Source organism: Aerosakkonema sp. BLCC-F183, from assembly GCF_041929145.1.
Lineage (GTDB): Bacteria > Cyanobacteriota > Cyanobacteriia > Cyanobacteriales > Aerosakkonemataceae > Aerosakkonema.
The window spans coordinates 56,925-76,092 of the sequence record NZ_JBHFNU010000055.1; the positions used below are offsets into that span (position 1 = coordinate 56,925).

The following is a 19,168-nucleotide window of genomic DNA, read 5'->3' on the forward strand; positions in this document are numbered from 1 at the left end:
GGCTTCGGCATAGGCATTTTGTTAGCTTATTTCTGAAAGAATTCAAGGAAATATTTTATGGCATTTTTACGCATAGACGAGTTTTATCCCAATTACCGCAAAAAACTTTTCGGTGGCGATGATATCAAAGGTCTTGCTGTCTATGCAAGTGGAACTGATAGTGAAATTGGCATAGTACTAGATGCTCTTGTCGATTGGGACGGTCGTTTCCAATATTTAGTTATCGACACAAGCCGTTGGGGTTTCGCCAAGAAAGTTTTACTTCCCATAAATAGTTGCCTTGTCGATTACGAAGAACGACGAGTTTATGCCGATGGCATTAACAAACAAAAAGTCCAGTACTTACCAACTTACTACAGTACCGCACAGGTGGATGAAGATTACGAACAGCAAGTCAGGCTAATTTATGAGATGCCAAATGCTAACTATCTACTTGCAGAACAGAAACAAAGCATATCTTATCGTCATTAATCATCGGCCATCGGTCCACCCGATGCCAGGATTTGGGATTTTAGATTGGCTCCGCCTTGAAAGAGCGGAGCTTGAAATTCGTCACCCGATGCCAGGATTTGGGATTTGCGATTGGCTTTGTGAAACTTGTCAATCAACCTCGCAAAAATGCTAGTAAATCGCTGTTTTATACCTAATGACATAGTACTTCTCCAAACAATTCAGCCTGGGGTATCTTTCCATAGAAAGAGGCATATAACTAGCGAAAAATTCTAGCATTTTTGTGTAGAATTGGAGAACTATTGCATGGCTCTTCTCAAAATCGAAAATTATTATCCCAATTACCGGGAAGAACTCTTTGATGGCGATGACATCAAAGGGGTTGATGTCTATGCTGATGGCACCGATGATAAGATTGGCAGCGTGACAGATGTGCTGGTGGATGAAGAGAGCGGACGTTTTCGCTATTTCGTCATCGAGACAGGCTTTTGGGTATTCGGAAAGAAAGTATTGCTACCAGTTGGCCGTTCGCGTATTGATGAGAACGACGAGCGCATCTATGCGATCGGTCTGACAAAACAGCAAGTAGAAAATTTACCTGAATTCAACGACCTCGAACGGATTGATTACGATTATGAAGATCGGGTAAGAGGGGTTTATCGTCCGCAAGATACCGATCGCTCCGATTATATAGCTGACGATCGCAATAGCTACAACTACGAACAAGAACCAAATCTGTACGGCATCAACGAGCGGGATCACCAAACGCTCAGACTCTACGAAGAACGCTTAGTTGCCAACAAAGAACGTCGCAAAGTCGGTGAAGTAGCAGTTGGCAAGCGCGTGGAAACTGAAACGGCAAAAGTTTCTGTTCCGATTGAAAAAGAGCGCGTTATCGTTGAGCGCACTACCCCAGCAGATGTAGGTACGCCAGTTACCCCAGACCAAGCGGACTTCCGAGAAGGGGAAATGACACGCATGGATATCTACGAAGAAACTCCCGATATTCAGAAAGAAGCTTTTGTGCGGGAGCAAGTTACCGTCAGGAAGGAAATCGATCGCGACACCGTGGACGCTGAAGAAACCCTTCGTCGCGAAGAGTTAGATATTGACACCCAAGGCAATCCCGTTGTCAGGAACCCTCGTAAGATATAGGTTCTGAAGCGAAAAAGATGGGAAGCGGTTTTTTTGGACATAGATCCCCGACTTCTTCAAGAAGTCGGGGATCTGTGCTACAAAAAGCGCAATTTTTTATTTTGACTTTTAATTTTTAACTTTTGACTTTTCTATCCCCTTTGGTTCGTATATTAAAAGCGCTGTTCAGTCTCTAGAAAGATGGAAAATCACAAATAAATTTTTAGGTTTGATAGTATCAGATGTAAAAAAAGGAGCGGTTTAGTATGGCTCTAATGAAAATCGATCAATTCGATCCCAACTACCGGGAAACATTTAATGATGATGACATCAAAGGTTTTGGCGTTTATACAGAAAACGACGAAAAAATAGGCTCAATAAGTGATGTTTTAGTTGATGAAGATGGTCGTTTTCGCTATCTCGTAGTCGATCTGGGCTTTTGGATTTTTGGCAAAAAAGTTTTGCTACCAGTTGGTTTGTCGCGGATCGACTATAGTGCCGATCGCGTATACGCTATCAACATGAGTAGGAAGCAAGCAGAAGATTTACCTGAGTATAGCGATCGCACTGTAGCGGATTACGATTACGAAGAAAGAGTGAGAAATGTATATCGCACTCCTGCTGTAGGGAATACAGCTATGCCGCCTGTGGAAGCTTCCGCACCGGTTGACGCAGATTATGCTGTTTCTACACCGACGGCGATGGGCGATCTCGCTAACTACAGCAATTTCAATCGCGATACCTACACCTACGATCGCGAACCCAGCTTTTACGAGCTCAACGATCGCAATCATCAAACATTCAGACTGTACGAAGAACGATTGATCGCAAACAAAAATCGTTACAAAGCTGGTGAAGTAGCTGTTGGTAAGCGCGTGGAAACCGAAACGGCGCGAGTTTCGGTGCCGATCGAAAAAGAGCGAGTCGTTGTTGAGCGCACTACGCCAATAGATGCCGGTACGCCAGTTACCCCAGGCGAAGTAAATTTCCGCGAAGGGGAAGTAGCGCGGATTGAAGTCTACGAAGAAACTCCTGATATTCGTAAAGAAGCCTACGTGCGCGAGGAAGTAGTAGTCAGAAAAGTAGTAGATCGGGACACAGTTGACGCCGAAGACACCGTTCGTCGCGAAGAGTTAGATATTGACACGGAAGGTAATCCCGTTGTCGATAGAAGAGCTGAAGATCGCTTCTAAAACCGTGTGGGATTTTTGACAAACTCAGCCGTTAAAAAGAGCCGTCAGCTTTGACGACGCCCAATGGTGAATGCGGAATGCCGATCGCTAGTTAAACGTGCAGGCAGAGCCAACCTTTGACTCTGCCTGCTCTGCGAGATTATACACCAAAAAGTAGCTCGGTCTGTCGAGAGAAAGATGGCACAATCGGATGGATTTTTAACATTTTTTATGAAGACAATTTAGGAGACAATAAAATGGCTTTGATCGAACTAGAAGATTATTATCCCAATTACCGCGAAACTTTGGGAAACGACGATATTAAAACACTCGACCTCTATACTGAGGGAGGCGAGAAAGCCGGCAGCGTTAGCGATGTATTAGTCGATCGCGAAGGTCGTTTCCGGTATCTGGTAATTGACACAGGTGCTTTTGGTTTCGGTAAGAAAATTTTGCTTCCCATCGGTCTATCTCGTATTGATTATAACTTGCATCGCGTCTTTGTCGATGGTTTGAGTAAAGAGCAAGTCCAAAATTTACCGGAGTATAAAAAAAGCCTCACGGTTGATTACGATTACGAAGAGCGGTTGAGAGGAGTTTATCGTCCGCTGGCTAGTGAGGCGGCAGAATCTACTCTAGCATCGGAAACTTATAACCGCGATACTTACAATTACGACCGAGAACCTTACCTGTACAACATTAACGAGGGTGAAGGTCAAACATTTCGGTTGTATGAAGAACGGCTAATTGGCAGTAAAGAGCGCCACAAAGTAGGAGAAGTTGCAGTTGGTAAGCGTATTGAAACAGAAACCGCAAGAGTTTCCGTACCGATCGAAAAAGAAAGAATTGTCATCGAGCGAAACAACCCCACAGATGCGACACCTGTTAATCCTAGCGATGCTGATTTCCAGTCGGGAGAAGTAGCACGTATGGAAGTGTACCAAGAAACAGCTAACATTCAAAAGCAAGCGTTTGTGCGGTCAGAAGTCAGCCTTCGCAAAGAAATCGATCGCGATACGGTGGAAACGGAAGACACTGTTCGTCGCGAAGAGATAGATATTCATACCGAAGGTAATCCGGTTGTGGATAGAGGCGATCGTACATAGGTTTTTGCATAACCTCAGTTTTAAAAATAGTGCAGGCGGGGCGACATCAAAGCTCTGCCTGTGCTTTACAAGCTTAAATATTCATCCGTAACATCAGTACAATTCACAAAAGGTGAGTAAAATGGAGAAGCAAACATCTACAAAAAAGCTAGAATCGGACAAACATAATCTTCGCATTAAAGTCTTGCTAGAGAAGTTGAAGAATAAACTAAGAAACTTTTCTGTTGTGGACAGTAGCGCCATCTTGGTCGGGCAAGTAAAGGATGTGCATCTTGATAAATCGCGGCAGCTAAACTTAGTTATAGCTCAGGCGGATGCCGCGTCCGGTTCGCACGTTTTTTTATTAAGAAGCAATCACATTCATCAAGTTGATTATCCCAGTAAATCCCTTTCATTAGATATTACAAAAAACGAAATACAGGAGCTGCCAGAATATAGACGATCGCAGACTCTGGCAAGGCAGATGTCAGAAAGGCAGAGCGAAGCAGTTCGGTCAAGCAATTCTCCCCCTTCCCAAACGCCTGAAGTCAATCCAACACCAAGTCATTACGCTAGCTCTTATGCAGAGCATATGTCAGCACCAAATGACTTCGAGGATAACCTGGAATCATCTGAAAATGAGGATATCTCTCCCGCTGATTCCGAGATGTCGGATGTGGTAGAAGAAGAAGTTATTCGGTTACTGGAAGAACGATTGGTTGTTAACCTCAACAAACGTAAAGTAGGTGAAGTAATTGTTCGTAAAGAAATCGAAACTCGGATGGTAGAGGTGCCAGTCCAGTACGAGAAATTAATTGTCGAACAAGTCAGTCCGTCACCAAAAGTACTGGCAGAAATAGATTTAGGACAAGGAGAAATTCCCGCTCCCGAAGCGATCGCAACTGCCAATCAAAACAGTCAGTTAGCTGTCAGCGGCGAATTTAGTTCTCCTAAAACTGCCAGCCTGCTGTTAGATGCCATTGCCAGACAGCTAGATAACGGGTGTAAGAGCGTGCGAATAGAAATTTTGCTGTCGGATTCGCAACATCAGCAAGTTTACCAGGAGTGGTTCGATCGCTGTTCTGGTACCTAAATCGATTTGAGATTTTGGATTTGAGATTTTAGATTGGGCAATTCAAGCATTTTCCAATTTGCGATTTAAAATTTTTTCCATCCCACACCGGTAACGATCGGCAATAAAAATGTTACGATCGTTACCGCAGGATTTTACTGAGCTTTTGTAGTTCTGGGGTGTCTTGGGGTAACTTGCCCCGGAAAATACACCGAGAAAGGCGCTAGTTAGAAAATCATTGCAAAGCAGAAGCAGTTTGCCAAACTATCTGGTTTGGCTTATAGTGCAGGTGCAGCTTATAAGAAACTCAAGAAGTGAGCGACAAGCTTGCTTCGGGTGCATCGAAAAGAACCTATGCTACAAAACAAAATCAAATAAAACAAACATATTTAGAGAGTTTGGGGACAATCTTGGGCATTCTAGATGGGAGGGCTGAAGCCAGCCGCTGGCAGTTCGTGCCATGACTTTTGGCAAAATCCCAGCCCCAGGTAGCATCTGCACTTTTTTCTTTAAGTTCTGATAAAATTCCCACACTCTTGGTATCGAATTTTGCCACAATGCTCCCTAGATTCAGCCACTGCTAGCAGATTTTCTGGCTTATAGTAAAAGCGGGTTCACCCGCATCGCACTCTGCCAATACCCAGCTGATTTTGCAACGCCAACAGAAGGAGAATCACCTCAGTCATGTTCACCACCAACGCCCGTCCGCCCCTGGTTAATAGCTCGATCGGTAATTCCAACTACGTCCGCGCTGTCGCTATCAGCCCCCGCTTGCCTCTGCTGGTCAGCGCCAACTCGGAAGAAATCAAGATTTGGGATCTCGACAACGGTCAATTGCTTGGCAGCTTAACCGGTCATTCAGACTGCGTGCGAGCTCTCGCTATTAGCCCGGATGGGAAAACTCTCGTCAGCGCGGGTAATGACAATACTATCAAGATTTGGAATTTAGAGGACGCCCAATTACTTCGCACTCTGAGCGATCATCGCGGTTCCGTTCTTTGTCTTGCCTTTAGTTCTGACGGACAGACTGTGGTGAGCGGTAGCAATGATAATAGCATTAAGGTTTGGAACGTTGCAGATGGCAAATTGCTTCGCACGCTTACTTGTCATTGTGGCTCAGTTCTGTCTCTTGCCATCAGTCCGGATGGTACGCATATCGTCAGCGGCAGTTTTGACAATACTATTAAAGTTTGGCAACTTTCCACGGGCAAAATGCTTCGCACTCTCAAGGGTCATTCTAATTGGGTGGCGAGTGTTGCGATTAGTCCGGATGGAAAGTTTATCATTAGTGGCAGTTCGGATTGCACTGTGAGAATATGGCAGTTGAGCAACGGCAAGATGCTTCGCAAGCTCAATGGTCATTCTTGCTGGGTTGATTCGATCGCTCTGTGTCCCGATGGCGAAACCGCTGTCAGCGGCAGCTCGGATAATACGATCAAAATCTGGCAAGTCAGCAATGGCAAGTTGCTTCGCACTCTCACCGGTCATTCGGGTGGTGTTTTGTCTGTGGCGATTGGCAGCGATCGCAAAACTCTCGTTAGCGGTAGTAATGATAATACTATTAAGATGTGGGAGATGAATAGCGGGAAATTACTTCGCACTCTCACCGGTGATTCTAATTGGTTTTGGTCTGTGACTACAAATCCCGGCGAGCAAACACTGAGCGATGACGATGATAGCAGCATTAAAATGTGGCGTTTGCGGGATAATTGATATCATATCCGGTCGTAAGTATGTAGTTGGGCTTGACGCCTCTTCTCGTGAGTATGTAGTTGGGCTTTAGCCCTCTTCTCCCAAGTATGTAGTTGGGCTTTAGCCCTCTTCTCCTGAGTATGTAGTTGGGCTTTAGCCCTCTTCTCCCAAGTATGTAGTTGGGCTTTAGCCCTCTTCTCCTGAGTATGTAGTTGGGCTTTAGCCCTCTTCTCCTGAGTATGTAGTTGGGCTTTAGCCCTCTTCTCCTGAGTATGTAGTTGGGCTTTAGCCCTCTTCTCCCACGAATCTGGGGGCTAAAGCCCAACTACGTACCTAATCTTAGTTTGAATGATGTAACCCTCCGCTCTTCTGCCTTTCTAAAACAACTGTTTTGTAGAATGATTCCAAGGCGGTAATGCAGGTTTTATCCTCGTAAACTAAACTATGACTTTCGTAAGTTTTTCGCACGATTTCTTGTCGCCAATCTAAGTCTAAACCCAACTTGACAGCAATATCGATATACTCGGCTTCATTTTGGGCGATCGTCTCTGTCATACCCATCATTTTTAATATACCATAGGAGTGACGACCGCGCATAAATTTTCCCGGACAAGTCACCACCGGTAAACCGCAAGCGATCGCTTCCAAGGTTGTATTACCGCCCGACCAACTGAAAGTATCTAGAAAGATATCCGCAAGTAAATTGAGATTGAAGTACTCAATTTGCGACATTCTCGGTTGCAAGATGCAGTAATCTTCGCTGTGCAAATCAAATTTAGCAAAAGCTCGTTTTAAACGTTCTTGAAATTGAGCATTAACAGTAGCCGCATCGTGAGAAATGAAGGTAAACTGCGCTTGGGGAACCCGCTGCGCTATTTCCGCAAAGATGCGATCGTATTGAGGTAGGTATTTGAATAAAGATTGACAGCAAAGATAAACGATCGCATCTTTGCGAAGCTGAAAATCGGCACGAGTTTTGCTAAGTTCGGGAATTTCTGGCTTTTGATAGCACATTCCGATATTCGGCAAACAAAATAACTTTTCGGAATAGTGCGATCGCGCATTTTCCGGTTCCATTAAATCGCCAGATAAAAAGTAATCAATTGTTGGCAAACCTGTCGTTACTGGATGTCCCCAAGTTACACATTGCACAGGCGCTAAACGTAATGCGGCGATTTGATACGTCAGCGGACTCATGCCAATATCTGCAAACATCAGAATATGCAGCTTGTCATCCATCACCTGTTGGCAAATTATCTCTATATTACCATAAATATGATAAAATTTATCGCTGCAATCTCGGATTTTTTCTGTAACGGCATCTACTTCGGGAGCAACTTGATAGATGTAAATTTCAAACTGTTGGCGATCGCAGTTTTTCAGCCAGCCAAAAATTAACTTAGCGACGCTATGATTTCGCAAGTGTGTGGAAATGTAGCCGAGGCGAATTTTATCATTTTTACGCAGACGTGGCATGGGTAAATCTATAGACCATTGCGGATATTCTTCCGCCATCAATTGATGTAAAAATTTGCCTAACTTGCGTTGTATACCGCGCTCGTTATAACCTTGATAGGCAGGGTAGAAGTTGATAGCTTTCTGGTTTAAAATTGTTAAGGCAGACTGACGCAGGGACGAATTTAACCAAGTTTGTCGAATTAATTGATTAACTTCCCGACAGAAGCGCTGACGCCAGAAAGCAATCTGCTCAAAGGTATCGTAGATAATCGGCAAAATGAAAGCGTTTTCCCAATAAGCTGGCGCAGAATTTGGTTTAAGTTGCAACGCTTTTTGGAAACAGTCTATTGCTTTTTCAACTTGATTCTGATAAGCTAAAGCTATTCCCCAATTGAGGTAAGCTTCCGGACTATTGGGATCGATCGCGAGAGCCTGTTGAAAACAAGCGATCGCTTCCTCATAGCGAAACAGATAAGTGAAAGCAGTACCCAAACCAAGGTAAGGATCTAGATATTGTGGCGCAAGACTTAAAGCCTGTTGATATGGTACAATCGCCTCTGCATACTTGTGCAAAATTAGAAGCGCTTTACCGAGATTGTAATAAATTCCGGGAACATCGGGACGGAGAGCGATCGCTTGCTGGTAATGTGGAATAGCAGCATCAATAAAACCTTGTTCCAAATAGATATTTGCCAAATTAGCATGAGCTTCCGCATCCTGGGGATAGAAAGACAGAACTTGCTGATAGTGGAGAATAGCAGCAGAGAAATCGCCTACTTGTTGAAAAGCATTAGCTAAATTATAATAAGCGTCAGTATAACCTGGCTTGAGAGCGATCGCTTGGTGGTAATACGAGATTGCTTCTAACAACTGACCCTGCTGGTGCAAAACAGCAGCCAAACTATAGTAAGCTTCAGCATAGCCAGGAGAAAAAGCAATAGTTTGGAGATAATAGAGAATTGCATCATCCAGCTTACCAGATTGATGAGCGATCGCACCCAGCAAATATAGCGCTTCTGCACAATCAGGTTGTTGCTGTAAAATTTGCTGACAAATCGACTGTGCTTGAGAAACTTGACCGATTTGGAGAGACTGGTAAGCAAGAGCGATCGCTTGTGAGAGACTTAACATAAGAGAGGCGAGGGCGTCGGGACTGGGGACTGGGCGCTAATTCGGTATGTGGTTGCGCTTTAGCGCCCAAACGCAACAACAGACCCAAAGAGCGATCGCACATATAATAAGGATACATCCATCTCTACATCTGCGTTCATCCGCGTTCATTCCCTTACATCTGCGGTAAAAAAATCAACCACTCATCCCGCAAACATACATCCATCTCCACATCTGCGTTTATCCGCGTTCATCTGCTTACATCTGCGGTAAAAGAATCAACCAGCCATGCAATCAACAGACATCCACCTCTACATCTGCGTTTATCCGCGTTCATCCGCTTACATCTGCGGTAAAAAATGTAAACCTATCCTCAGACAGAAGATCTCAAATCCCCCTTATACTAAAATCACACCCAACCACAGCCAGCTATGAGTCTGTGCATCAACCCACATTGCCCAAAACCAGACAACCCGCAGAACAGCAACAACCGCCAATGTCAAAGTTGCGGTTCCGACTTACTTCTGCAAGGACGCTATCGGGTGATGCGACTCCTCAGCGATAACAGCGGTTTTGGCAAAATTTACACCGCAGAACAACGGGGAACTGCCAAAATACTGAAAGTCCTCAAAGAACATCTCAACAAGGAACCGAAAGCAGTCGAACTATTTCAACAAGAAGCAAACGTATTAGCGCAGTTCCAGCATCCCGGTATTCCCAAAGTCGATGGTTATTTCGAGTATCAAACCAGAAACGGGTTGATATTGCACTGCATTGTGATGGAAAAAATCGAGGGGCCAAACTTAGAAGAGTGGCTAAAACAGCAGGGAAATCATCCCATTTCCGAACAGCAAGCAATAGCCTGGTTAAAGCAACTGGCAGAAATATTGCAGATAGTGCATGGAAAGCAGTATTTCCATCGGGATATTAAGCCGCCCAATATCATGCTAAGACGGGATGGGCAGTTGGTGTTGATTGATTTTGGCACGGCGAGGGAAGCTACCTATACTTATCTTGCCAGACTGGGTGCGGGATACCAAATTACGGCGATAGTTTCTGTTGGGTATACGCCACCGGAACAACAGAATTGCCAAGCTGTACCGCAATCAGATTTTTTTGCATTGGGACGGACGTTTGTGTATTTGCTGACGGGACAGAATGTTTTCAATTTTTACGATCCCCATAATGATGTGTTTCGCTGGCGACAGGCTGCGAATATTTCACCCATTTTGGCTAACTTTATCGATAATTTGATGGCGCGAAAGCCAGGGGATAGACCGCACAATACTCAGGTGCTTTTGCAGAGGATAGACGAACTGGCGCAAAAGTTGGCAAAGCGGAAAACCAATTTTCCTCTGGGGATGGCGGCGGGAGTGTTATTGGTTTTCGGTGGTGGAATTGGGTTTTGGGTTTCTAAATTAGGTGGGAGTTCTGTTAGTCTGCCTAGTCCGCTGGTGACGAGTTCGCCAAGTTCTAGTGCGAGTGTGGTGAGAAGTGTTGCGCCTATTAGTTCGCCGCGTTCTATTTCTATTACAACAAGCCTAGACTATACTCAACTCGAAAATTTACTGAAATTAGAAATATGGAAAGAAGCTGATGTAGAAACTCGTAATATCATGCTTAAGGCTTCTGGTCGAGAAGAGGGTTGGCTTGATATAAAATCTATAGATAGTTTTCCTTGTAAAGACCTTGCCCATATCAATAAACTATGGGTGAAATATAGCAAAGGAAAGTTTGGTTTTAGCGTTCAAAAATCTATTTGGGAGGCTGTTGGCGGGAGTTCACAAGCAACTCCTGAAATTTATAACCGTTTTGGAGATCGTGTCGGATGGCGCGTCAATAAGCATTGGCTAAAATATGATGAGTACAATTTTACTATGAATTCACCAATAGGACACTTGCCCCAAATGTTTAATAACAACAAGTTACCTAGTAACAAATTATCTGTGCTAGCACCAAAACTTGCCAAATGTGGTATTCCTTAATTTTCAAGCACAACAAGATCGAAATTTGGCGGGTGTCGCGTTGAAGTTCACCACCTTTGTTTTTGGCAATAGTTTCTACCTTGAACCTAGATTTTGGTTTGAGAAACCCGGTTTTTAATATAACACTGTAGGGGCGTTCGCGTAGCGGCACCCCTACACATCATTCGGTGGTTTGGGCTTTGAATACAAAACCAATGTATCCTATAAAATGAGGGCAGTTAAAAGTGCGATGAATCAGGATAAACCCTTAATACCAGCTAAAAACATGAATAAGCAGTTATTTTAACAGCAAATAGAGGAAATCGTGAAAAAAATCGGCAAATGGGAAATTAAATTACCTTTAAGAGTAGCGGCGACTGTCTTGTTACTTTTAGGAGGAGAGTTGGCGTATTCCATATCTACATTAGGTCATCCTCCTATTGGCCAGAGAAATGTTAGTTCCCCTAATCCAGTTGTGATGAGTTCTAATGCGAGTGGAAGTTCTTTAGAAAATGTTTCTTTAGATAAAACTCTTACAGGTCATTCCAAAGGAGTTATTTCTCTAGCCATCAGTCGAGATGGGCAGATTTTGGTTAGCGGTAGTTTTGACGGTACGATCAAAATTTGGAATTTAACAACAGGCGATTTAATCCGCACTTTATCCGGTCATTCTGACTCGGTTTCTGCTATCACCATCAGTCCAGATGGGCAGACTATAGTTAGCGGTAGTTATGACAATACTATCAAAATTTGGCATTCAGTAACAGGCAATTTAATCCGTACTTTATCGGGTCATTCCAGCGATGTTTGGTCTGTCGCCATCAGTCCAGATGGACAAACTTTAGTTAGCGGTAGTTTTGACAATACGATCAAAATTTGGAATTTGGCAACAGGTGATTTAATTCGCACTTTGTCCGGTCATTCCGACTATGTTCGTTCTGTCGCCATCAGTCCAGATGGGCAGAATTTAGTTAGTGCTAGTAGGGACAAAACGATCAAAATTTGGGATTTAGCAACAGGTGATTTAATCCGCACTTTGTCGGGTCATTCCGACTATGTTAATTGTGTGGCCATCAGTCGAGATGGGCAGACTTTAGCTAGTAGTAGTAGGGATAAAACCATCAAAATTTGGGATTTAAAAACAGGCGATTTAATTCGCACTTTGTCGGGTCATTCTCTAGCTGTTTGGTCTGTCGCCATCAGTCCAGATGGGCAGACTTTGGTTAGCGGGAGTGCTGACGAAACTATCAAAATTTGGAATTTAAAAACAGGCGATTTGATTCGCACTTTGCCCGGTCATTCCTACTGGGTTAGTTCTGTCGTTATCAGTTCAGATGGACAGACTTTGGTTAGTGGTGGTGACGAAATAATCAAAGTTTGGCGGGTGTCGCGTTGAATCAAAGTCCGACGGAGAATAAATTACTCTTCTCATAGCGAAAGTCGGTTTTAACCGACTTTCCTAAATCGGCACTTGTACTATTGACGCTGGGAAAATTACTCATGCCAATATCCTTAAAGGCTTAACAATTAAATCTTCTGTATGAATAGGCTGATTATCAGCCTTTAAACTTTCAATATATAATTCTATAGCTTCTGTAATATTAGCGATCGCTTCTTCAAAAGAATCTCCTTGAGAATGACAACCTTTGAGGATAGGACAAAAAGCGCGATCGCCTCCATCTGATTCTTTTTCCAGAAGAACTGTATAATTGTAAATTTGTTTATTGTTGTTATCCATAATTTTTCAAGTTGTTGGTAATCTATCTACTTTTACCTGGGCATGATTCCATAGTAACTCACAGTTAGATCTTGTAGATAGGATGTTCGAGAATTGGTCACGACCCAATCAAGTTTTCTAACTGTCGTGTCAAATCTCCTGTAAAGAACTGTGATGTATTGAAAGTACGATCGCTAAAACTTCCCCAAGGTATGAAATGTTAATGTATAATTTTATCTTTGTTTTGTAGAATTACCAGGAGCGATCGCCCTAAATCGGCACTTGTACCAATAGCTTTCTCCGTTCCTCAAACCGACCCGAAATCATATTAACCCACAATAACCATCTTCATTCAGGCGAAAAGCAGTTAACTAAATTATCGATCGAAAGTGCTGAAACAATCGCCCGTGCCTAAGCCACCCTACGATTAGATAAGTTTCGACGATCTCCACAAGTAGGCGAGAGCCTTCCTTTATTCTTCCGCACGCCAGCGCACGTAGGGACGACCTGTAGCGAGGCTTTTAGAGGTAATTTCTGTAAAACCAGTGTCCCAGCCGACATTGAGGCGAAAATAGACTTTACCGTTGCGGAAGCGGAAGGTGTACGATCGCAGCTGAGGCGAACTCGCTTGACCCCTGTGTCAGACTGGGCGGTACTTGCTGAGCTACAGTCGAAATCGATCGACTCAATCAAAATGCAGATAATACTAAGAGGATGCGAAATTGGTTCTGTTGAGACAAGCAGATTTTTGTAAATAGAGGCATAATTTTGATAATTTTTCCTTTATAGTTATGCAAAAGCCAGTTTAATTACCTCTGGAGGAGATTTCCCTCATACCATCGGATAACCCAATCGGGTGAAACATTAAAAATTAAAACATAAAAGATCGCGCAGGTAAAAAATGAAGGAAACTATCAAACAACTTGCCAAACCAACTTTTCCCGAATCAATCGCCAAAACCATGCCTTCTTGGCCGAATCTCTTGCAAGGAGTTGCAGAAGCTACTCGTCAACTGCTGACCGCCGAAGACTATGCTACAGCTATTAATGAAGCTTTAGCAACTTTGGGGCGAGTAACGGGAGTCGATCGAGTCTATATTTTTGAAATTCATCCTCACCCAGAAACAGGCGAACCTGTGACCAGTCAGCGCTTTGAATGGGCTCATACTAGCGTTACTGCCGAACTGAACAACCCAATTTTGCAGAACCTAGATTTCGCCGCTTACGAGATGACGCAGTGGTACGAAACGCTAAAAGCTGGGAATTCTGTCAGCGCTTTAATTAAAGAATTACCGTCTATCCAAAGACAATTAATAGAACCGCAAGGAGCTTTATCGATATTAGTTGTTCCCATTCCGATTAACGGTCAACTTTGGGGTGTAATTGGTTTTGATGATTGCCATTGCGATCGTCGTTGGTCGAGAGACGAAGAAGCGGTATTAATGACGATGGCGGCAACGCTGGGCGGCGTCATCGCTCAAAGGCAAACCCAAGAAGAATTGCGCCAAGAACGCGATTTTATTGCTGCTATTCTCGATACTGCTGGTGCGCTGGTGGTGGTACTCGATCGCCAAGGGCAAATTATCCGCTTTAACAGAGCTTGCGAACAAACAACTGACTACTCATTTGATGAAGTAAAAGGCAAACATTTCTGGGATTTATTCTTAATTAGAGAAGAAAAAGAGGCAGTAAAAGTTATATTTTCTAAGCTAAAAGCAGGTCATTTCCCAATAAATTATGAAAACTATTGGCTGACAAAAAACGGCATACGGCGGCGAATTGCTTGGTCAAGTACAGCCATCTTCGATGCCAATCGCAATGTCAAGTACATCATCGGTACTGGTATCGATATCACCGAGCGCTACTTGGCACAAGAAGAACTGCGGAAAGGAGAAGAATTATATCGCACGCTGGCGAGGAACTTTCCCAACGGTGGAGTTTTCTTGTTCGATCGCAACTTGCGTTACTCCATTGCAGAAGGTACGGGATTAGCCGCAATCGGTGTTTCCAAAGAATTATTAGAAGGCCAGACAATTTGGGAGGTATGGTCTCCCGAAACCTGTAAAATTATAGAGCCGTATTATCGGGCAGCGCTAGCCGGAAATACAAATATTTTTGAATTGCAATATGGCGAATCGGTATATCTTTTACATACACTGCCTGTTAAAAATGAGCGTGGGGAAATATTTGCCGGAATGTTGATGTCCCTGGATATTACTGAGCGCAAGCGAGTCGAAATAGCTTTGCGGGAAAGCGAAAGGCGCTTGCGTCAGCAAAACCGAGTCCTGATGGAATTAGCCAAGGACAAAACAATCAATAGCGGCAATTTAAAAACGGCGATTCAAAAAATTACCGAAGCTGCTGCCAAGACTTTAGAAATTGAGCGGGCTAGCGTTTGGTTGTATAATAGCGATCGCTCTCGCATTACGTGTATCGACCTTTACGAACGCAGCCTCAATCGTCATTCTCAAGGTTTGGAACTGGCAGCAGTTAACTATCCAGCTTATTTTAAGGCATTGGAAACCGAGCGGACAATCGCCGCCGCTGATGCCTATAGCGACCCCAGAACTAGAGACTTTTCCGAGCGCTATTTGACACCAATTGGTGTCAAATCTATGTTAGATTCACCCATTTGGTTAGGCGGGCAAATGGTGGGAATTGTCTGTCAAGAACAGGTAGAAACTTGTCGTCATTGGGCATTAGAAGAAGAAAATTTTGCAGGCTCTATAGCGGATTTAGTTTCTTTGGCGATCGAAGCTTACGAACACCAAAAAGCAGAGGAGCAATTACTTGCAGCAGTTCAACGCGATCGCCTCTTAGCTCAAATTGCTTTACGCATTCGCCGCTCGCTCAATCTCGACGAAATTCTTAACACCACAGTTGCGGAAGTAAGACAATTTCTGCAAGCCGATCGCGTTTTCATCGGCTACCAACAACTAAACAGTCAAGGGCAAATTGTTGCTGAATCAGTCGATTCCAAGTACCCGTCTGTTTTAGGCTTTCTAGTAAACGATAAAAGCTACCTGCAAGAATTGCGATCGCTATTTGAAAATCACCGCGTCCGAGTTGTGGAAGACACCGCCAAAGCCACACAACAACCTTGTGCTAAGTACTATTCTCAATATAAAATTAGAGCGGGTTTAGGTGTACCGATTCTGTTAGGCGATCAGCTATTTGGTGCCTTAGTCGTTCATCAATGTTCCGCACCCCGTCACTGGCAGGAATTTGAAATCGGTCTGCTAGAACAGTTAGCAACACAAGTAGCGATCGCGATTCAGCAAGCCGAACTCTATCAACAAGTATACGCTCTCAATGCTAATTTAGAACGACAAGTAGAGGAGCGCACATCTCAATTGCAACAAAGAAATAGAGAATTGCAAGAAATCAACCAACTTAAAGATATCTTCCTACACGCTGTCACCCATGATTTGCGGACACCCGTTATGGGTTGGTTGCTCGTTTTGAAAAATTTGCTCAATACTCATAAATCAGCATTTATCAACAATCCCAAATCCGAAATTCCCGTACCGCGATCGACTTTAGAACGCATGATCGAAAGTAGCGATCGGCAACTCCACCTGATTAACTCGCTTTTGGAAGTCCATTCTACTGAAGTACGCGGTTTAGCTCTCTACCCCAAGCCACTACAACTAAACGAAATAGTGCAAGCAATTATTGCAGATTTAGAGCCCCTATTGGATAAGAATAAAGCAAAATTTCACAACTTAATTAGCTCCGATATGCCAATGATAAATGCAGACCGAGAACAACTATGGCGCGTTTTTGAAAACCTAGTAACCAATGCCTTAAATCATAACCCGCCCGGACTTAATTTGACACTTAAAGCTACTGTTGAAAACGGGAAAACGCCAGAGTGCAAGCATGACAATACAAGCGATCTATCTCTAGGAACGAAGCATTTAGGTGATGATTATTCCGTGTTGTTAAAAGCCCAATTTCTTCGTTTCACTCTTGAAGATAACGGTGTCGGAATGGATCGAGAAACTTGCGAGCATTTATTTGAACTATACGTGCGCGGTTCCCACGTCCGGCGCTTAACCGGTATCGGATTGGGTTTGTATCTCTGTCGGCAAATCATCACCGCCCACGGCGGCGAAATTGGTGTGATTAGCAGTCCGGGTGCTGGTGCAACCTTTTGGTTTACTTTACCCGTTGTTAGTATTGGAGTTTAGATTCCGGTGCAAAACCTGAATATTGGTATGCTTTTGGCTTTGACACTCACCCTTTTAGAAAAAGGGTGATTCTATAGAACTCACATTCCATATATTCTGGGAGAACAAATCCAATTGTACTGCCAGATTCCCAGGCACAGACCGTTTGCTCTTAAGAGCGGTCTGTTTTCTCCGTTTAGGCACTGTTGATTCAGTGCTGGGCGTTTCAAACAGCGATAGCTGTTTGGGTTCCTTCGAGTCCCGAAGTACCTTAATTAAATTCAATCCATATTCTTGGACGGCTTTTTGCTTGATGTTTCTTGCAGCCTGCCTATCTGCATGATCAAAATGACCACATTCAGTACAGATAAACTTCTCTCTGTCCCTACTGAATTTATCGACATGACCGCAGACACTACAAGTTTGACTTGTATGTTTAGGGTTAATTTTAAGTAAGATTTTTCCTGACTTTGCAGCCACGTACTCAATCTTAGAAATAAACTCTCCCCAAGCAGCATCTAAAATAGCGCGATTTAATCCTCTTTTAGCAGATTGACCATTAGATAAAAATCTTCCTGTTTTCTCACATCGTTTAGGTTTGCATCGTTTAACCATGCCTTTAATATTGAGGTCTTCTACTATAACAGCATCTGCTTTCTTGACTATCTTATTGGCTATCTGCCATTGATAAGCATTTCTATGATTAGCGATTTTGTTATGAAGCGATGCAACTTGACTAAGCCGTTTCTTCCGATTTTGACTACCTTTTTTTGTACGACTAAGACGGCGTTGACGAATCTTAAGGATCCGCTTGGTTTTCTTGTTGGTAGCAAACCTTGGGTTTTGTATATCACTACCATCTGAACAATAAGCTAGTTTGGTTAGCCCCATGTCTAACCCCACTGCTGTTTTGATACTAGAAATATCTCTCTTTGGCAGTTCTGGTACAGATTTATCCTCAATACGGACACTCATAAACCAACCATCTGTCTTGCAGCGAATAGTTACACTTTTAACCGTAAAACTATCCGGTATTGGTCGAGAGTTCAAGAATCGCATCAAGCCAATCTTGGGCAGGTAAACCTTGTTCCCTTGAAATTTAACTCGACCTGGTTTGTATTCAAAGGAACGAAAATTACTACGGTTTTTGAATACAGGGAATCCTCTTCCGTCAAAGAAGTTTTGATAAGCGGTGTTAAGCCTTGCAATATTGCGTTGTAAAACATCCGAGTCTATGGATTTGTACCAAGGACGAGATGCTTTAAGTTCAACCAATGCAGCATCTTGAATGGTGACAGCGTTGCGCTTTTTACCACTATCCTGCCAAGGATTTCCCGTTGCTCCATTCTTGACTATGCAGCAAGTTAAGGGAGTTGCTTCTGCTCTGGTTTTCAGATTGCAGTAAGCACCTTGAACAAACTGCTGTTGATAGGTTTCAATCCGGTCAGCTAAACACCAATTGTAATGACTACGCAACATATCTAGCCACAACTCCATCTTGGCAGATTGACTGCCAGAAGGACGTAATTTGTAGACATAGCTTAGGATCATCTTGGTCGTTAGTGTTAAGCTATCAACAAGACAATCTTAGCACTACGATCAAATAAAATGCAACAATATAGGAAATCTAATCATTCGGTGTCAATGGTTAATTACCATTTAGTCTGGACAGCAAAACGACGCAAAAAGTGTTGACAGGAGATATTGAAAATCGGCCAAGAGAAATCATCTGGGGAGTGTGCCAAGAAAAGAAGTGGGTAATTATAGCTTTGGAAATAATGCCTGACCATATTCATTTATTTGTTAATGTCCCGCCTAATATAGCACCACATCAAGTAGTTAAGGCTATCAAGGCTAGAAGTTCAAGATTGTTAAGACAAGAGTTTCCACAACTGTTAAAATTACCTAGCTTGTGGACACATTCGTACTTTGTTTCTACGGCTCTTCACGTTAGCAATGAAACAGTGAGGCGTTATATTGAGAACCAGAGAACTTGACGGCAACTGGGGGGGAGACAACAATCGGTCAACCCCTTACTGCGTGCGGGGTTGACCGATTGTTGTCAAAAAAAAATAGGTCTGCTATTCTCAAGTAGACCTAACTAATGAAAAAAATGAATTTAATACCTTCATTTTACACCCAA

At 43.3% G+C, this 19,168-nt stretch carries 14 protein-coding genes and 1 pseudogene; 10 read left to right on the forward strand and 5 right to left on the reverse strand.

Going from position 1 to position 19,168, the window contains the following annotated elements; genetic code table 11:
- The first annotated feature begins 57 nt into the window (after nucleotides 1–57).
- Nucleotides 58–471 carry a PRC-barrel domain-containing protein gene (locus ACE1CD_RS16605; RefSeq protein ID WP_374825569.1) on the forward strand — a complete coding sequence of 138 codons (414 nt, stop codon included), beginning with the start codon at nucleotides 58–60 and terminating at the stop codon, nucleotides 469–471.
- Here the strand turns inward: ACE1CD_RS16605 and ACE1CD_RS16610 are convergent.
- A complete protein-coding gene (locus ACE1CD_RS16610) occupies nucleotides 468–653 on the reverse strand; it encodes a hypothetical protein (RefSeq protein ID WP_374825571.1) in 186 nt (61 codons plus the stop codon). The two genes, ACE1CD_RS16605 and ACE1CD_RS16610, sit on opposite strands and share 4 nt — an antisense overlap.
- 103 nt (nucleotides 654–756) lie before the next feature.
- Here ACE1CD_RS16610 and ACE1CD_RS16615 point away from each other — a divergent pair, with 103 nt between their 5' ends.
- From ACE1CD_RS16615 to ACE1CD_RS16635, 5 genes are all read left to right on the forward strand, one after another.
- Nucleotides 757–1,605: a DUF2382 domain-containing protein gene (locus ACE1CD_RS16615; RefSeq protein ID WP_374794019.1), complete on the forward strand. Its 849-nt coding sequence runs from the start codon at nucleotides 757–759 to the stop codon at nucleotides 1,603–1,605.
- Nucleotides 1,606–1,850: 245 nt separating this feature from the next.
- Nucleotides 1,851–2,777, forward strand: coding sequence for a DUF2382 domain-containing protein (locus tag ACE1CD_RS16620; protein WP_374794020.1), 927 nt, complete (start codon nucleotides 1,851–1,853; stop codon nucleotides 2,775–2,777).
- A 236-nt stretch (nucleotides 2,778–3,013) separates the two neighbouring features.
- Nucleotides 3,014–3,862 (forward strand): DUF2382 domain-containing protein, encoded by an 849-nt coding sequence (locus ACE1CD_RS16625; protein WP_374794021.1) that lies wholly within the window; start codon nucleotides 3,014–3,016, stop codon nucleotides 3,860–3,862.
- Between the two features lie 121 nt (nucleotides 3,863–3,983).
- Nucleotides 3,984–4,934 carry a YsnF/AvaK domain-containing protein gene (locus ACE1CD_RS16630; RefSeq protein WP_374825573.1) on the forward strand — a complete coding sequence of 317 codons (951 nt, stop codon included), beginning with the start codon at nucleotides 3,984–3,986 and terminating at the stop codon, nucleotides 4,932–4,934.
- A gap of 663 nt (nucleotides 4,935–5,597) precedes the next feature.
- Nucleotides 5,598–6,626, forward strand: a complete 1,029-nt coding sequence (locus tag ACE1CD_RS16635; RefSeq protein WP_374825575.1) for a WD40 repeat domain-containing protein — start codon at nucleotides 5,598–5,600, stop codon at nucleotides 6,624–6,626.
- Here the strand turns inward: ACE1CD_RS16635 and ACE1CD_RS16640 are convergent.
- Both ACE1CD_RS16640 and ACE1CD_RS16645 read right to left on the reverse strand, forming a co-directional pair.
- Nucleotides 6,598–6,930 carry a hypothetical protein gene (locus ACE1CD_RS16640; RefSeq protein WP_374825577.1) on the reverse strand — a complete coding sequence of 111 codons (333 nt, stop codon included), beginning with the start codon at nucleotides 6,928–6,930 and terminating at the stop codon, nucleotides 6,598–6,600. The two genes, ACE1CD_RS16635 and ACE1CD_RS16640, sit on opposite strands and share 29 nt — an antisense overlap.
- Nucleotides 6,931–6,944: 14 nt before the next feature.
- Nucleotides 6,945–9,194: a tetratricopeptide repeat protein gene (locus ACE1CD_RS16645; protein WP_374825579.1), complete on the reverse strand. Its 2,250-nt coding sequence runs from the start codon at nucleotides 9,192–9,194 to the stop codon at nucleotides 6,945–6,947.
- Between the two features lie 410 nt (nucleotides 9,195–9,604).
- Here ACE1CD_RS16645 and ACE1CD_RS16650 point away from each other — a divergent pair, with 410 nt between their 5' ends.
- Nucleotides 9,605–11,158, forward strand: coding sequence for a GUN4 domain-containing protein (locus tag ACE1CD_RS16650; protein ID WP_374825581.1), 1,554 nt, complete (start codon nucleotides 9,605–9,607; stop codon nucleotides 11,156–11,158).
- Nucleotides 11,159–11,462: 304 nt separating this feature from the next.
- Nucleotides 11,463–12,533, forward strand: coding sequence for a WD40 repeat domain-containing protein (locus ACE1CD_RS16655; protein WP_374825583.1), 1,071 nt, complete (start codon nucleotides 11,463–11,465; stop codon nucleotides 12,531–12,533).
- A 102-nt stretch (nucleotides 12,534–12,635) separates the two neighbouring features.
- Here the strand turns inward: ACE1CD_RS16655 and ACE1CD_RS16660 are convergent, their stop codons facing one another.
- Nucleotides 12,636–12,875 (reverse strand): type II toxin-antitoxin system HicB family antitoxin, encoded by a 240-nt coding sequence (locus tag ACE1CD_RS16660; RefSeq protein ID WP_374794028.1) that lies wholly within the window; start codon nucleotides 12,873–12,875, stop codon nucleotides 12,636–12,638.
- An 880-nt stretch (nucleotides 12,876–13,755) separates the two neighbouring features.
- Between ACE1CD_RS16660 and ACE1CD_RS16665 the strand changes: the two genes are divergently transcribed.
- The gene (locus tag ACE1CD_RS16665; RefSeq protein ID WP_374794030.1) at nucleotides 13,756–17,046 is read left to right on the forward strand and encodes a GAF domain-containing protein; all 3,291 of its coding nucleotides are present in this window, start codon (nucleotides 13,756–13,758) and stop codon (nucleotides 17,044–17,046) included.
- A gap of 54 nt (nucleotides 17,047–17,100) precedes the next feature.
- Here ACE1CD_RS16665 and ACE1CD_RS16670 read toward each other — a convergent pair whose 3' ends face one another.
- Nucleotides 17,101–18,576, reverse strand: coding sequence for an RNA-guided endonuclease InsQ/TnpB family protein (locus ACE1CD_RS16670; RefSeq protein WP_374825585.1), 1,476 nt, complete (start codon nucleotides 18,574–18,576; stop codon nucleotides 17,101–17,103).
- Nucleotides 18,577–18,633: 57 nt separating this feature from the next.
- Here ACE1CD_RS16670 and tnpA point away from each other — a divergent pair.
- Nucleotides 18,634–19,022: pseudogene (gene tnpA, locus ACE1CD_RS16675) on the forward strand (IS200/IS605 family transposase).
- Nucleotides 19,023–19,168 lie beyond the last annotated feature (146 nt).